Genomic DNA, 15,200 nt, shown 5'->3' with positions numbered 1-15,200 from the left:
GATATACCATCCCATGAAAACCAAGGACATTAGGATTTTACTTGTTGACGATGAACCTGATATTCTGGAGATTGTAAGCTATAATCTGTCTGCAGAAGGGTATGAGGTCTTTACTGCCAAGAATGGTGCGGAAGGCGTGGCAAAAGCCAAGAAAAAGGAACCACACTTGATCATACTCGATGTTATGATGCCTGAAATGGATGGTATTGAAGCCTGCGAACAGATCAGAAACACCCCAGGACTTGAAAATACCATTGTAGCATTTTTAACCGCCCGTGGAGAGGATTACTCACAAGTGGCTGGTTTTGATGCCGGAGCTGATGACTACATCACCAAGCCGATTAAGCCAAAGGTTTTGGTAAGCAAAGTAAAGGCACTACTCAGACGATTGAAGGAAGAGAAGAAAGATGTTGAAGATATCGTAAAGGTTGGAAACATTATCATTAATAGGGAGGAGTACAAGATTATCAACGATGGTGAAGAAATTGTACTGCCCAGAAAGGAATTTGAACTATTGTCCCTTCTTACTTCAAAACCGAGCAAGGTGTTCAAGAGAGAAGTGATTTTGGACAAAGTTTGGGGAAATGAAGTAGTGGTCGGTGGCCGAACCATCGATGTCCATATTAGAAAACTACGCGAAAAAATTGGGGACCATCACTTTAAAACCGTTAAGGGCGTAGGGTATAAGTTTGTGATGTAATGGCCATTAAACTAAGGAAATCCTACAAGTTTGCCTTAAGGTCCTCCCTGCTCATCACCGCATTTTTAAGCGGACTGTTCATAGCCTTTCTTTTAGACAAGGGGGAAATGGATTGGCCTTACACCATTCTGTTTACCTTAATTTGTTTTCTAATTTGCTTCATCATTCTACAGGTCCGGGTAGAGCGTTTCATCTACAGACGAATCAAAAAAATATATGATGACGTTTCTCTTTTGGAGTCATCTACCTTCTCTTCAAAACCCGTAACCACCGACATGAAGACCCTCACCGAGGAAATTGAAAAATTCGCGGAGGGCAAGAAAATTGAGATTGACACCCTTAAAATCCGGGAGGAATACCGAAAGGACTTTTTGGGGAATGTTTCCCACGAATTAAAAACTCCACTTTTTACGGTCCAAGGATATATTTTAACCCTGTTGGATGGTGCCATGAAGGATAAAAAGCTCCGACAGAAGTATTTGGAGCGGGCCAACAAGGGTGTAGAACGATTGATTTACATCGTAAAGGATCTTGACCTGATCACAAAGCTGGAAGTCGGAGGGCTAAAATTGGAACGAGAGGATTTTGATGTAATCGAACTCATCAAAAATGTGTTCGACCTTTTGGAGATGAAAGCCGCTGAGAAGGATATTTCCCTTACGTTCGATATGGAATACAACCATCCCATTTATGTGAATGCTGATCGGGAAAAAATTCAACAAGTGATTACCAATCTTCTTGTAAACTCTATTAAGTACGGATATCCCAACGGTACCACCGAGGTCAGTGTGGAAAACCTCATTAAAAATAAGGTCATTGTTCGCGTTACAGACAACGGGGAAGGTATCCCAAAACAACACATTCCAAGACTTTTTGAGCGTTTTTATAGGGTAGACCAAAGTGGTAGCCGCGCCGAAGGGGGTTCAGGATTGGGACTGGCCATTGTTAAACACATCATGGAAGTACATGGTGAAAAAATCTACGTGGAAAGTGAGGAAGATGTAGGTTCCGAATTTTCATTTACACTGGAAAAAGCAGCGAACAAATCTGCGAAATCAACTTCAGATTCAAATTGAGCCAACCCTTCAAAAGTTGTCATTCGGGATAATTCCTGTAAAGTGAAGTCATCCTGCTCGCAGTACGGAACCAAATTTTGCTTTTCCATACGTTTGGCCAAATACTCCTGCTCATACTGCCCGGGAGTCGGAATAAAAAAGGCTCTTTTTTCCAATTTCGCCAAATCCATCACCGTAGTATAGCCTGAACGGCAAAGTACTTTTCCACTTTGGTTCAATGCCATTTGAAGTTCGTGGGACTGCATAAAATTAATGCGCAGCAACGAACCTTTTTCAGTTTTGATTTCCGTTTTGGCCTGCGAATCTTCAATTTTGCCGCCCACAAAAAGAACATGGCCCTCAAATTGCTGAAGTTCCTTCAAAAGTTTTTCCTCCAACATAGTGCGTTGCGGTTCTGGACCCGAAAGTAAAACCATCAAATCGTAGATGACTGGAACATCCATTTTCTCAAATCGACTTAATGGGCCAAGATATTTAATGTTCAATTTGGACTTTTTCAAGTGACCCAGCTTGCCAGTTAAATTGGGTTTGCCCTCAACATCAGGAACCCAACACGCATTGAATTTTTTTATGATTTTTTGATGTGCCTGCGAACTCATCCATGTGGTATTGCCGGAAAGCACATTGAGCTGATGGGTGATAAAAACACAAGGCACTTTTTTGTAATACACCCCAAGTCTATTATCCGAAATAATACCATTCAATTGATGCTCCTTTACCAACTTTTTCACCGCTTTTTTCTCCTTGGCCATGGCCTTAAGCACTTTGGGTGAATCCCAAATCATCTTTATTTTGAAGTTTTTTCCCTTTTCGGCATAAGTGATTTTATACGAGGGCAACTCAAAAGAAGGCAAATCCGGAAATTCCTTCTGCAAAAGGGACAAGGCAACCCCATCCGAAGCAATAAAGGGTTGGTGCCCGTGCTCCAAAAGCGCATTGATGATGGGGATGCAGCGCGTGGCATGACCCAATCCCCAGTTCAATGGAGCCACCAAAATGCGTTTCGAATTTTGCATAAGGGCAAAAAAACAAAATCCAAATTGCTTTTAGATTTCCTTAGTTTTGCGAAAACATTAAATTTTTGCTCAAAAGCACAGAGGGTGGGAAGTAAAAACAAGCTAAAACGGTTTAAGGAGAACGAGACATTTGCCAATGTGGTACAGCCCACGAGGGATGAGGTCCTGTCTGGGTTCAAGTTGAAGAACAAATGGGCCTCTTTTTTTAAGAACACCAATCCCATTGTATTGGAACTGGGTTGTGGCAAAGGAGAATACACCCTTGGGTTGGCAAAGCGTAATCCGGACAAAAACTTTATTGGGGTTGATATTAAAGGAGCTCGGTTCTGGCGTGGAGCCAAATCGGCTTTGGAGCAAAACTTGAATAATGTTGGGTTTCTTCGGACCCAAATTGAACTGATAGAACATCTTTTTGGGGAAAATGAGGTGGATGAAATCTGGATTACCTTCCCAGACCCACAAATCAAGTACAAACGGACTAAACATAGGATGACGAACCCAGTATTTTTGGAGCGATATAAAAAAATACTAAAACCATCAGGAGTTCTTAATTTGAAGACCGATAGCGAATTCATGCACGGCTATACCCTTGGGCTTTTGCAGGGACTTGGACATGAAATTTTGTATTCAAACCATGATGTTTATAAGAACGAAGGAAGCCCTCCAGAGGTGCTTGAAATTCAAACTTTCTACGAAAATCAGTATCTTGAGGTTGGAAAACCGATTACCTATATCCAGTTTAGGATCAACTGACCAATGACCCATATCATCATCCTTTTCTTCGCCACATTTTCGGCGGCCTTTATGACTACCGTGCCCCCGGGGTTGCTCAATATGAATGCAGCCAAGACCAGTGTGGAGAAAGGAAAGGTAAATGGAATCATTTTTAGTTTGGGGGTCTCTTCCATGATTATGGTTCAGGCCTATATCGCTGTACTTATTTCAAAATTTTTATATCGAAACCCTGAAGTAATCGACCTTTTGTTGAAGATTGCCATCGGGGTATTTGCGTTTTTTGCCATTTACTTTTTTGTCATTGCCAAGCGGAAACAAGTCAAGAATTTTAAAAAAGTAAACGTCAGCAAAAAGAACAGTTTCTTTAAAGGGATTTTGTTGGCCGCCCTCAATCTTTTGACCATTCCATATTATAGTGGCTTGAATGCCATGTGGAACGAGGCCGGATGGATACAATTTGAGGCCAAGGATATCACAACCTTTGTGGTAGCTGCTGGAGCCGGGACTTTTTCCGTACTGTACCTCTACACCTTTTATTTTGATAAGCTGGAGACGAAGACCAATCGGTTCTCGAAGAATTCCAATTACATATTGAGTGCATTGATGCTCGTACTATTGGTGATCACCCTCATCCGAATCTTTTATCGATAAAAATGGAGGAGCTAAACTTCTTTGACAAAGTTTATGAAGTTGCTAAACTCATTCCGTATGGCCGGGTAACGTCTTACGGAGCAATTGCCAAATATTTGGGTGCTGCCCGAAGTGCACGGATGGTAGGCTGGGCCATGAACAATTCTTCCGCCAAGGATGTGCCTGCCCATCGGGTGGTGAACCGTGTTGGTGTGCTGACAGGGAAGCATCATTTTGGTGGAACTAATTTGATGCAACAGCTTTTGGAAAATGAAGGGATTGAGGTTAAAGACAACCAGATAATCGATTTTCAAACCCATTTCTGGGACCCGGCCAAGGAACTTTAAAATCCTGGAGGATGCATTTCATCAAATTCGGTCTTTTCTTGAAAGGCTTTGGCTAAAAGCAAAATACTCGCTTCATCATATAAATTGCCTACAAAAGTCATGCTGGTCGGGTGAATTTCCTCATCCAACCCCGTTGGAACTGCAATGACGGGATGTCCCGTTAAGTTGGTGGCCATCAATTGATTATTGCCAAAAGTTGGGGAAATCAAAACATCATAGTCCTTCATGAGGTCTTGCATTTTTTGGATTAGAACTTGCCGCTGGCGATTGGCTTGCAGATACTCCACCGCCGGAATAAATCTGCTTTGCCTCAGGGAATTGGCCCGGGAACGCTGGTCCTGCTCCACCATAATATCCACTTCACCAGATCGTACCAATTCGTCAAAAAAGGCTCCCGCTTCGGCCCTTAAAATAATATCAAATCCTCTATATGGAATGTCCTCCGGCATTTCCACAGCGGTGGGATGGATTCCCATCTCTTCCAAGGTTTTTAAAGCATTTCTGAGATTGTCCCCACTTTCGGTAGTGTCCTTTTCAATGTCTTTTTTGAGATAAGCCACCTTAAGCTCAGCAATATCTTTTTTCCAATCCACTCCAAAAGGGAGGTTCACAGTAGTTAAATCATTCTCGTCTTTTCCTTGGATGACACTAAAAACTATAGCACAATCCTCAGCATTTCTTCCCATAGGTCCCACTTTGTCCATGGACCAACTCAAACTCATCACCCCATAACGGCTTACCCTACCGTAAGTCGGGCGAAGCCCGGTAATCCCATTTCGTGTGCTGGGAGAAGTAATGGACCCCAAGGTTTCAGTTCCCAAGGCAAACGGCACCAATCCCGCCGATGTAGCGGAACCCGACCCTGCAGAAGAACCACTGGCGCCTTGCTTGGTATCCCATGGATTTTTGGTCTTTCCTCCAAACCAAACATCGCCCCGGGCCAATGCTCCCGAAACCAATTTGGCAACCAAAATGGCCCCTGCCTCTTCGAGTTTTTTTACCACTGTGGCGGTCTCATCCAACATCTGATTCTTATACGGTGCTGCACCCCAGGTGGTGGTATATCCGGGAACGGACATCAAATCTTTTGTGCCATACGGGATTCCGTGCAAAATACCACGGTATTTCCCATTTTGTATCTCGTCATCGGCCCGTTTGGCCTGCGCCAAAGCCAAACTATCGGTAATACTGATACTGCACTGCAACATAGGCTGATACTTTTTCAATCGAGCCAAAAAGAACTGGGTCAACTCCGTTGAGGTGATTTTTTGTTTTTTGAGCAAGGAGGCCAACTGCGGAATGGTATAAAACGCCAAAGCATCATAAGGTTCTGGAATTTCTACATTGTCGGGGATTTCCCAAGTCTGATTTTCCAGCTGTTCAGGCATCTCAAAGCCGAAAGGAATGGGGTCAAACCGAACAGCAGGAAACACATCATTTTCCAACGGATATTTTCGGAGCGAGTCGAATCCTTCCCGGTTTCTTTGCAAATAGGGATATAAAGTGTCCAGTGCTTCTTTCTGAAAATGAATGCCAATCAGCCGTTCCGATTTTTTGACATCCCTTTTGGTGAACTCCTGTTTTGTGGCGCAGGAAATCAGAAAAATGGAGCCAACTAAGCAAACAAAATGGTTGATTTTGAGTTTGACTGGCATTTGTGGTTGATTATTGGTGTATTCAATAGCCTAAGCTACATTTTTTTCAAAAAAAAGTGGTGAATTGCACTTTATTTCTGCCAGTTTAGAATCGTTATTTCCAAATTTGGAACGATAGAAAATGGCCGAAAGATGTCATAAAATAAGGCGAATCATCACATTATAGAGGTAAGTTGTTCTACCATATTGAAATTCAATGGCCCAACTTCAAAATCTAAGCGCAACACCGTATCTTTGTAATTTAGAATCAGTACAAACGACTGCATATAAAATTAGGATTACATGAAGCTGAAAAAGGCAGACATTCTTAAGGCATTGGAAAAAATTTCTGCGCCGGGAGATGGACAAAATATAGTTGAGAGTGGAGCAATCACCAATATTCAGGTATTTGGCGATGAAGTTGAAGTGGATGTCACCATAAAAAACCCAAGTCTTCAAGCCAAAAAGAAGACCGAAGTGGAAATCTTAAAGTGTATCCACAGAGAGGTATACGAAAAAGCAAAAATTAAAGTCAACCTAAAGGTTGATGCACCTGCTAAACCCCAAGTCAATCAAATTAAGGGAAACCCAATTCCTGGAATTCAGAATATAATTGCCGTCGCCTCTGGAAAAGGGGGTGTGGGTAAATCCACAGTTACCGCGAATTTGGCGGTCACCTTGGCCAAAATGGGCTTTAAAGTGGGACTTTTGGATACGGACATCTACGGACCTTCCATGCCCATTATGTTCGATGTTGCGTTGGAAAAGCCATTATCCATCAACGTGGATGGCAAAGCAAAGATGAAACCTATCGAGAATTATGGGGTTAAATTGCTGTCCATTGGATTTTTTACCCAACCCAACCAAGCCGTAATTTGGCGTGGTCCCATGGCGGCAAAGGCGCTCAACCAGATGATTTTTGATGCCCATTGGGGAGAATTGGACTTTTTGCTCTTGGATTTACCTCCTGGAACCGGAGATATCCATTTGAGCATTATGCAATCGTTGCCCGTAACCGGAGCAGTGGTGGTGAGCACGCCACAGGAAATTGCATTAGCTGATGCCCGAAAAGGAGTTGCCATGTTCCAGCAAGAAGCCATCAGCGTGCCTGTTTTGGGTATTGTGGAAAACATGGCCTATTTTACACCAGAGGAGTTGCCTAACAACAAATACCATATCTTTGGGGAAAATGGCGCCAAAAACTTGGCTGAAGACTTGGATGTGCCATTTTTAGGGGAAATTCCCTTGGTGCAAAGTATTCGTGAAGCAGGAGATGTGGGTAGACCCGCTGCATTGCAAACGGCAACCCCAACCGAGGAAGCATTTGAGGAATTGACCAAGAGCGTGGTCAGTGAGTTGGTACGACGAAATACCGATTTACCGCCCACTGAAGCAATAAAGATTACAACAATGGCTGGTTGTGCCGCCGTTAAAAAGAAATGAGCATGACATCAGAGGAAATTAAAACAAATGTTGAGAAGGCTTTGGAGGAAATAAGACCTTTTCTTCAAAGTGATGGAGGAGACATCACATTGATTTCAATAGATAACGACAATTCTGTAAAAGTCAAATTAGAGGGGAACTGCATTGGCTGTAGCGTCAACCAAATGACCTTGAAAAGCGGTGTGGAAATGACCATAAAAAAATACGCCCCACAAATCGAGGAAGTCATTAACGTGAGCTAACTGATGAAAGTCATGAATCTTTCCGTGAGCAAGCGGTAAGTTGCGTACCCAAAACCTTTGTTACATGATCAAGACCGACATACTCATTATTGGAGCGGGACCTACGGGTCTCTTTGCTGTTTTTGAAGCTGGCCTGTTGCAACTTAAATGCCATTTAATCGATGCATTGCCCCAACCTGGTGGTCAGTGCTCCGAAATATATCCCAAGAAACCTATTTACGATATTCCCGGCTACCCCGAGGTTTTGGCCGGTGAGTTGGTGGATAATCTTATGGAGCAAATCAAACCGTTTCAACCTGGATTTACCTTGGGCGAACGGGCGGAAACCATTGAGAAGTTGGATGATGGGACTTTTATTGTTACAACCAATAAGGGAACCAAACACCAAGCTCCGGTTATCGCCATTGCTGGGGGATTGGGGAGTTTTGAACCCAGAAAACCATTGTTGGAAAACCTTTCGGTTTATGAGGATAATGGAGTTGCATACATGATCAAGGAACCGGAAATGTACCGTGGCAGGAAAGTTTTGATTGCAGGCGGAGGGGATTCTGCGTTGGATTGGTCTATTTTCTTGGCCGATGTTGCCGACGAGGTGACGTTGGTACACCGAAGAAATGAGTTTCGGGGTGCTTTGGATTCCGTTGAAAAAGTACAGCAACTCAAGAATGAAGGGAAAATCAATTTGATGACACCTGCGGAAGTGGTTGGACTCAAAGGGGGACGAAAATTGGAGAAAGTCACCATTCAGAATACAGAGACTTCAGAAGAAGTGGATGTAACTGTAGACCATTTTATTCCACTGTTTGGACTTTCCCCAAAATTGGGACCGATTGCGGATTGGGGTCTTGAAATAGAGAAGAATGCCATTAAGGTGGATAATTCTCTGGACTACCAAACCAATGTTCCCGGAATTTACGCCATAGGTGATGTTAATACCTATCCCGGGAAATTAAAATTGATTTTATGCGGCTTCCATGAAGCTACTTTGATGTGCCAAAGTGCCTACCAGCGCATCCATCCCGATAAAAAGTATGTGATGAAATACACCACTGTTGGTGGCGTAACTGGATTTGATGGTAGTAAAAAAGAAGCGCCGAAGGCCGTAGTCAAAGCAATAGATTAATAGTAAGTGAAAAGTGTCCCTTGAGGGGACTTTAGGGGTGTCCCTAGAAAGATTATGAGTGATATCAAAATAAAAATAACCGACCGAGAGGGCGTTTCACACGAAGTGGATGCCCCAACCGATATGAACATGAACTTGATGGAAGTGGTGCGCTCCTACGAATTGGCTCCCGAGGGGACCATTGGAATTTGTGGGGGAATGGCCATGTGTGCCTCTTGCCAATGTTATATACTTTCCGACCATCAACTTCCAGAAAAATCGGATGATGAAGAAGCCATGTTGGCCGAAGCTTTTTTTGTGAAGGACAACAGCCGCTTAGGATGTCAGCTCCATATCACTGAAGATTTGGATGGCTTGGAGGTGGAATTGGCCCCTGAGGAAGCTTAAATTCTGGCTTGGTAGGTAAATAGGTTGAAGTATCTTCCTTCGGAAGCTATTAATTGTTCGTGGGTTCCCTGTTCTAAAATATGGCCATTTTCAATGACCAGAATTTGGTCGGCTTTACGAATGGTACTCAATCTATGTGCAATCACAAAAGTGGTTCTGCCCTTGGTAAGCTCTCCTAAACTTTTTTGGATTAGTGATTCGGACTCTGTGTCCAAACTCGATGTAGCTTCGTCCAAAATCAAGATTTTGGGATTTGCCAAAATGGCACGGGCAATAGTAATTCGCTGACGCTGCCCTCCGGAAAGTTTCACGCCCCGCTCCCCTATCAAGGTGTCCAACCCTTTTTCAAAACGGTCCGTAAATTCGTCAACATAAGCCGCTTTTACGGCTTCAAGTAATTTGTCTTCGGTTGCATTGGGTCGTGGAAAAAGGATGTTTTCACGAATAGTTCCCTCAAACAAAAAATCGTCTTGAAGAACCACGCCCAAATGTTGTCGGAAACTATTCAGATTAACCTTGGAAAGGTCGTGGCCATCGATGGTAATGGTTCCGGAATCAGGATTTAAAAAACTGGCGGCCAATCCAGCAATGGTGGATTTTCCTGAACCTGAACTTCCCACCAATGCAATGACCTGTCCCGGGTTTACCTCAAAACTGATGTTGTGCAGTACTTCTTTATCCTCCTCATAAGAAAAGCTGACGTTGGAAAAAGTCATATGCCCAACTACTTGATTAAGCAGAATTGTGCGGTTTTCCTCATCCGATTCTTCCTCCAAATTCATTAATTCTTCGGTACGGTCAAGGCCGGCCAAAGCTTCAGTCAATTGACTCCCCACACTGCTCATTTGCACAATAGGGGCAATCATGAGGCCCAACAATACGGTAAACTCCACAAACTCTCCTATCGTAAGTGTATCATGGATTATTTTATATCCCCCAAATCCCATAACACTGGTGGTTGCCACGCCCAATAAAAAAGTAGAAGAACTCGTCATAAAAGCGGTTGTAGTCAAACTTTTTTTTACATTTTGATACAAGCGCTCCACACCCTCCTCAAAAACTTCTTCCTCTTGTTTTTCGGCATTGAAGCCTTTTATGACCCTAATTCCTCCCAAAGTTTCGGTGAGTCTACCTTTGACTTCGGCATTGATTTTACCACGATTACGGAATATAGGTCGAATGATTTTAAAAGCCTTTAAGGCAATAATGGCAAAAATGATGAGTGGGATAAAGGTGAAGAGCGTCATGAAAACACTTATTCTCATGAGCAAAATCAGCGATACCACAGCAGTAATGGTACCACCTACCAATTGAACCAACCCCGTACCGATCAAATTGCGCACACCTTCCACATCGGACATGATGCGGGAGACTAAAGCCCCGGATTTGGCATTATCAAAAAATCTTACGGGAAGGGCAAGCACTTTCTTTTGAACCTGTGCCCTAAGCTCAGAAATTAAATATTGGGCCTGTACGCTTAAGATTTTAGTCAACAAAAAAGAAGTCACCGCTTGTACAAGAATGGCCAACATAACCCCGGCCACCAAATATTTGAGCAGGGTAATATCTTTTTTTACGATAACATCGTCAATTAAGTGTTTTGAGGCAATCGGGGCAACAAAACTGGCCGCCTTACTTATGGCAATCAACAAAAGGCCTATGAAGACAAGCTTTCGTTTTGGCCAAATAATGGTTTTAAAAGCAGTTAAGATGCTAACTTTTTTTTCGGGCATAGCAATTTGTCAAAAGAGCTGCAAGTTACGTCAATTTAAATGGACAACTTATGAAAGCTTTGATGCAAGGGAAGGTTACAAATGGTATATTTAAGGCTTTCAATCGTAGTTACGATGCTAAAAGCGAGGTTATTAAGTGTATTGCTTCTGTGGTGTTTCCTGTCTTTCGGACAAGGAGAATACCCCCAATTGACCCAGATTGTAACGGATAACGGGGAAATTTTCACACAACCCCAATTGGATGGTCTACGAGTCAAACTCACCCAATTTGAAACAGAAACCACGAATCAATTGGTAGTACTTACCATTAACGAATTAGGCTCGGAGACCATTGAGCAGTATGCCAATGGTACCTTCAATCAGAATAAGTTGGGGCAAGAAGGAAAGGACAATGGCATCTTGATTTTGTTCTCAAAACTGGATAGGGAAGTGCGCATTGAAGTTGGCTACGGATTGGAGCCCTATATCACTGATGCGGTTGCCTCCCGAATCATTAGAAATACCATGATTCCCCAATTTAAAGAGGAAGATTATTTTGGTGGGTTGGACACGGCCACAGATCAAATTATGGAGTTTTTAACCAACCCCGAGGCATTGGAAGAATTCAATCAAGAAATTGATGCTGAGGGTGAATTTCCGTGGTGGGCCCTTGTGATGATGACCCTTTTTCTTGGCATTTTTATTGCAGCCGGGGGATTTGTTTTTTACAAAGGGTATTCAAATCTCGTAGAGATGTTCCGGGGCATGTTTACGGGAAAACTTGGGCTCTTACCTGGACTATTTATGCTCATCCCAACCCTGATGATGGTGGTCTTCGGGCTGGTTTTTATATTGATGCCCTTATTTTTCCTAGCCATGGTCTTTGGATTCGATTTTGACCCTGAAAACATAAATCTAAATACGTCATGGCTGTACCTAATACCAGTTGGGTTCTTTTTGATAACCATAGTGTTGGCCATTTTAAAGATTCGGATAAAGGGCAAGGAAGATTTTAAACTCTCATGGGTTAAATCAGACAGTAAGTATATGAGCAAGACCTTTTCTTCGGGAGGGAGCCATTCTTTCGGTTCAAGCTCTGGGGGCAGTAGTTCCAGCAGTTTTTCAGGGGGCGGAGGAAGCTCTGGAGGTGGTGGCGCCAGTGGAAGTTGGTAATTGTTTCTGATTTCACGTATTTTCACGGTACAATCAAAACAAATCCCCGAAATGAGAATTGCCGTCCTCACAGTATTATTTGTATTTCTATCCTGCTCTGAACAACCTCAAACCGAAGTAGAAAAATGGAAAGCGCAAGCTGAGAATATCACCATTATTCGAGATGATTTTGGGGTGCCCCACATCTATGGAAAGACAGATGCTGATGCCGTATTTGGTTTATTGTATGCACAGTGTGAAGACGATTTTAATCGGGTTGAACAAAATTACATTTGGGCCACAGGTCGCTTGGCAGAAGTTGAAGGCGAGGAAGCCATCTACAGTGACTTGCGGGCAAAATTGTTCATGACCCAAGAAGAGGCCATCGCCAATTATGAAAACAGTCCCGAATGGCTAAAAAAGCTTTGTAATGCTTTTGCCGATGGCATCAACTACTATCTACATACCCATCCAGAGGTGAAGCCCAAACTACTCACGCATTTTGAACCTTGGATGCCCATGTATTTTAGTGAGGGGTCCATTGGTGGGGATATTGAGCGTATTTCCATCGAAAAAATAAAGGCGTTTTATGAAAGCGGCATGGAACTTCCAGAGATGGAAGAACTAAGAATCAAAAAAGAAGAGGAGTTGGCGGAGCCGCAGGGTTCCAACGGGATTGCCATTTCAGGAAAACTGACGCAATCGGGCAACGCCATGCTCTTGATCAATCCGCATACTTCTTTTTATTTTCGGGGCGAGGTGCATGTGGTCAGTGAAGAAGGACTCAATGCTTACGGCGCCGTGACCTGGGGACAGTTTTTTGTCTACCAAGGATTCAATGAGAAAACGGGTTGGATGCACACGTCCACCTATACCGATGTGATGGATGAATTCAAAGAGACCCTGTTCAAAAATGATGGGAATTTGTTTTATCAGTACGGCGAAGAATTGCGCCCGGTGGATTCCTTGGAAGTTACTTTAAAATATAAAGATGGGGATGCTTTAAAAGAAAAGACATTCCCCATGTATCGTACCCATCATGGACCAATCACTCATTTGGCAGATGGCCAGTGGACGGCTTCGGCCATGATGTGGGAGCCGGTAAAGGCCTTGGAGCAATCGTACATCCGAACAAAGCAGAATGGGTATAAGGGTTTTCGTGAGATGATGGATATCCGAACCAATTCCTCCAACAATACGGTTTATGCCGATGCAGAGGGCAACATTGCCTATTTTCATGGCAATTTTGTGCCGAAACGCGATACTATTTTTGATTATACCGAACCCGTGGACGGCAGTAATCCCAAGACCGATTGGCAAGGATTGCATACGGTGGATGAGAATATTTTGGTGCTGAATCCAGAAAACGGATGGATTCAAAATTGCAATTCCACCCCTTATACTTCGGCATTGGAATTCAGTCCCAAGCGCGAGGACTATCCAAATTATATGTCACGTGATCAAGAAAATTTTAGAGGTATTCATGCCATTGAATTATTGACAGGGCGAAGTGGATACACCTTGGACAGCCTTATTGAGTTGGCACATGATCCCTACTTACCTGCCTTTAAAGCCTTGATTCCTGGTTTGGTCAAAGCGTATGATGCAAATCCAAAGCCAGCATTGAAAGAGCCCATTGAGGTGCTTCGCAACTGGGATTTTACCACCTCTAAAGAATCCATTGCAATGACCTTGGCCCATTATTATGGGACACGATGCTATTCCAAGGCGGAAAGGCCAGAAGGTATGTATTCCATGGAATGGGTGAATTATTGGGGGAGTACTTGGCCTGATTCGAAGAAAATGGAACTTTTTCAAGAAGTAGTGGCCCAATTGGAAAGTGATTTCGGGATGTGGCAAATGCCTTGGGGCGAGGTCAATCGCTATCAACGGTTGAATGGGGACATTCGTCAGCCATTTGATGATAACAAACCCAGCATTCCCATTGGTTTTGCAAGCGGAACGTGGGGTGCCTTGGCAGCCTATGGCGCCAGATATGATAATGATACCAAAAAAATTTACGGTACCCGTGGCAACAGTTTTGTGGCCGTAGTTGAATTTGGGGATAAGGTAAAGGCAAAGACCATGTTGGCTGGGGGTCAGAGTGGCGACCCAGATTCACCGCATTTTAATGATCAAGCACAGCGTTATGCCGACAAACAATTTAAGGATGCAGCTTATTACAAGGAAGATGTGCTAAAAAGAGCGGGGCGAACCTACAAGCCCGGAGACGGAGAGTGATTACTCTTCTTCTTTAACGATAATTAAGCTGGCTTTGGAGCCCGTGGAAAGATTCCAACGGTTATTGTGGATTACCTGGCCTTTTTCATCAGCCACTACCACTTGGGCCGTATTGGGACCGGATGAACCTTGGTTCAAAGCTTCAAACTCTATACGATTGAAACCTGGCACTAAATCCAGATTAACCCCTCTAAAAGCTCCAGAAAGTAGCAAATTGTATTCAACCACTTCCCCATTGAGATAGATTTTGATTCGGTCGCCATCTACATACTCATGATCGCGGCAAACAACACCCACGAATTTTGAGGTGGTTTTTAAATCACCCAAATACATATCACCAAAATGCTCATTGGAGCCTTTTTTCTCCTTTTCACCCACTTTTGGGTCGATGACCAAATCGTGTCCTGCTTGTACCAATTCTCTGTCTGGCAACATCTTAATACCGGGTTTGTCATTTTCGGAGGTTAAACTTTCATCAAGAACCGAAGGTATACGAAGAGAAGTTCCTTGGTTACTCGCTTTGATATCCAAATTGTTGTTGTCCCCGATCTGTAGAGGACGGGTCGTAGGAATATCGGATTGTGCGTGAAGGGAAACAATTCCCAGCACAAAACCCAAGAATAACAAAACAAGCTTTTTCATAGCAACTTGGTCGATAGATAATTATAAAGTTAGCAAATACCTTGCCATGAAGATGATAAAGTGGCGTTAAATCGATGAAAAACCGATGCAAGTTAAACTCTTCACAAATAAGATTTATTG

At 43.2% G+C, this 15,200-nt stretch carries 15 protein-coding genes; 11 read left to right on the top strand and 4 right to left on the bottom strand.

The genetic code is table 11. The features are described from left to right. Positions 1-13 precede the first annotated feature (13 nt). Entirely contained in the window at positions 14-700 is a 687-nt protein-coding gene (locus ACFSJE_RS08570) for a response regulator transcription factor (RefSeq protein ID WP_379830576.1), read from the top strand. After that, on the top strand, positions 700-1,776 hold the full coding sequence (locus ACFSJE_RS08565; RefSeq protein WP_379830575.1) for a sensor histidine kinase: 1,077 nt from the start codon (positions 700-702) through the stop codon (positions 1,774-1,776). Before ACFSJE_RS08570 ends, ACFSJE_RS08565 begins: the two co-directional genes overlap by 1 nt. Here ACFSJE_RS08565 and ACFSJE_RS08560 read toward each other — a convergent pair. Further along, positions 1,680-2,792, bottom strand: a complete 1,113-nt coding sequence (locus ACFSJE_RS08560) for a glycosyltransferase (protein WP_379830574.1) — start codon at positions 2,790-2,792, stop codon at positions 1,680-1,682. The genes ACFSJE_RS08565 and ACFSJE_RS08560 overlap by 97 nt on opposite strands. 84 nt (positions 2,793-2,876) lie before the next feature. Here ACFSJE_RS08560 and trmB point away from each other — a divergent pair, with 84 nt between their 5' ends. From trmB to ACFSJE_RS08545, 3 genes are read left to right on the top strand one after another with little or no spacing between them, the layout of a single operon-like run. Further along, a complete protein-coding gene (gene trmB / locus ACFSJE_RS08555) occupies positions 2,877-3,545 on the top strand; it encodes a tRNA (guanosine(46)-N7)-methyltransferase TrmB (RefSeq protein WP_379830573.1) in 669 nt (222 codons plus the stop codon). 3 nt (positions 3,546-3,548) lie between these two features. Further along, positions 3,549-4,178: a LysE family transporter gene (locus tag ACFSJE_RS08550; protein WP_379830572.1), complete on the top strand. Its 630-nt coding sequence runs from the start codon at positions 3,549-3,551 to the stop codon at positions 4,176-4,178. Positions 4,179-4,180: 2 nt separating this feature from the next. Beyond that, complete coding sequence (locus ACFSJE_RS08545) at positions 4,181-4,504, top strand: MGMT family protein (RefSeq protein WP_379830571.1); 324 nt, start codon at positions 4,181-4,183, stop codon at positions 4,502-4,504. Here ACFSJE_RS08545 and ACFSJE_RS08540 read toward each other — a convergent pair. Continuing rightward, positions 4,501-6,159: an amidase gene (locus ACFSJE_RS08540; RefSeq protein ID WP_379830570.1), complete on the bottom strand. Its 1,659-nt coding sequence runs from the start codon at positions 6,157-6,159 to the stop codon at positions 4,501-4,503. The genes ACFSJE_RS08545 and ACFSJE_RS08540 overlap by 4 nt on opposite strands. A gap of 282 nt (positions 6,160-6,441) precedes the next feature. On the opposite strand from ACFSJE_RS08540, the gene ACFSJE_RS08535 reads away from it, so the two are divergent. From ACFSJE_RS08535 to ACFSJE_RS08520, 4 genes are all read left to right on the top strand, one after another. Beyond that, the gene (locus tag ACFSJE_RS08535; RefSeq protein WP_379830569.1) at positions 6,442-7,581 is read left to right on the top strand and encodes an Mrp/NBP35 family ATP-binding protein; all 1,140 of its coding nucleotides are present in this window, start codon (positions 6,442-6,444) and stop codon (positions 7,579-7,581) included. 2 nt (positions 7,582-7,583) lie between these two features. Further along, positions 7,584-7,823: a NifU family protein gene (locus ACFSJE_RS08530; RefSeq protein ID WP_036380319.1), complete on the top strand. Its 240-nt coding sequence runs from the start codon at positions 7,584-7,586 to the stop codon at positions 7,821-7,823. Between the two features lie 64 nt (positions 7,824-7,887). After that, complete coding sequence (locus tag ACFSJE_RS08525) at positions 7,888-8,946, top strand: NAD(P)/FAD-dependent oxidoreductase (RefSeq protein WP_379830568.1); 1,059 nt, start codon at positions 7,888-7,890, stop codon at positions 8,944-8,946. 54 nt (positions 8,947-9,000) lie between these two features. Further along, positions 9,001-9,333 (top strand): 2Fe-2S iron-sulfur cluster-binding family protein, encoded by a 333-nt coding sequence (locus ACFSJE_RS08520; RefSeq protein WP_379830567.1) that lies wholly within the window; start codon positions 9,001-9,003, stop codon positions 9,331-9,333. Here the strand turns inward: ACFSJE_RS08520 and ACFSJE_RS08515 are convergent. Beyond that, entirely contained in the window at positions 9,330-11,066 is a 1,737-nt protein-coding gene (locus tag ACFSJE_RS08515; protein WP_379830566.1) for an ABC transporter ATP-binding protein, read from the bottom strand. The two genes, ACFSJE_RS08520 and ACFSJE_RS08515, sit on opposite strands and share 4 nt — an antisense overlap. A gap of 189 nt (positions 11,067-11,255) precedes the next feature. Between ACFSJE_RS08515 and ACFSJE_RS08510 the strand changes: the two genes are divergently transcribed. Then, positions 11,256-12,218 (top strand): TPM domain-containing protein, encoded by a 963-nt coding sequence (locus tag ACFSJE_RS08510; RefSeq protein ID WP_379830565.1) that lies wholly within the window; start codon positions 11,256-11,258, stop codon positions 12,216-12,218. 51 nt (positions 12,219-12,269) lie between these two features. Next, complete coding sequence (locus ACFSJE_RS08505; protein WP_379830564.1) at positions 12,270-14,438, top strand: acylase; 2,169 nt, start codon at positions 12,270-12,272, stop codon at positions 14,436-14,438. Here the strand turns inward: ACFSJE_RS08505 and ACFSJE_RS08500 are convergent, their stop codons facing one another. Beyond that, a complete protein-coding gene (locus ACFSJE_RS08500; protein ID WP_379830563.1) occupies positions 14,439-15,080 on the bottom strand; it encodes a hypothetical protein in 642 nt (213 codons plus the stop codon). Positions 15,081-15,200 lie beyond the last annotated feature (120 nt).

The organism is Flagellimonas iocasae (genome assembly GCF_042682725.1).
Classification (GTDB): Bacteria; Bacteroidota; Bacteroidia; order Flavobacteriales; family Flavobacteriaceae; genus Flagellimonas; species Flagellimonas iocasae.
This window is presented reverse-complemented; position numbering and strand designations above follow the sequence as displayed.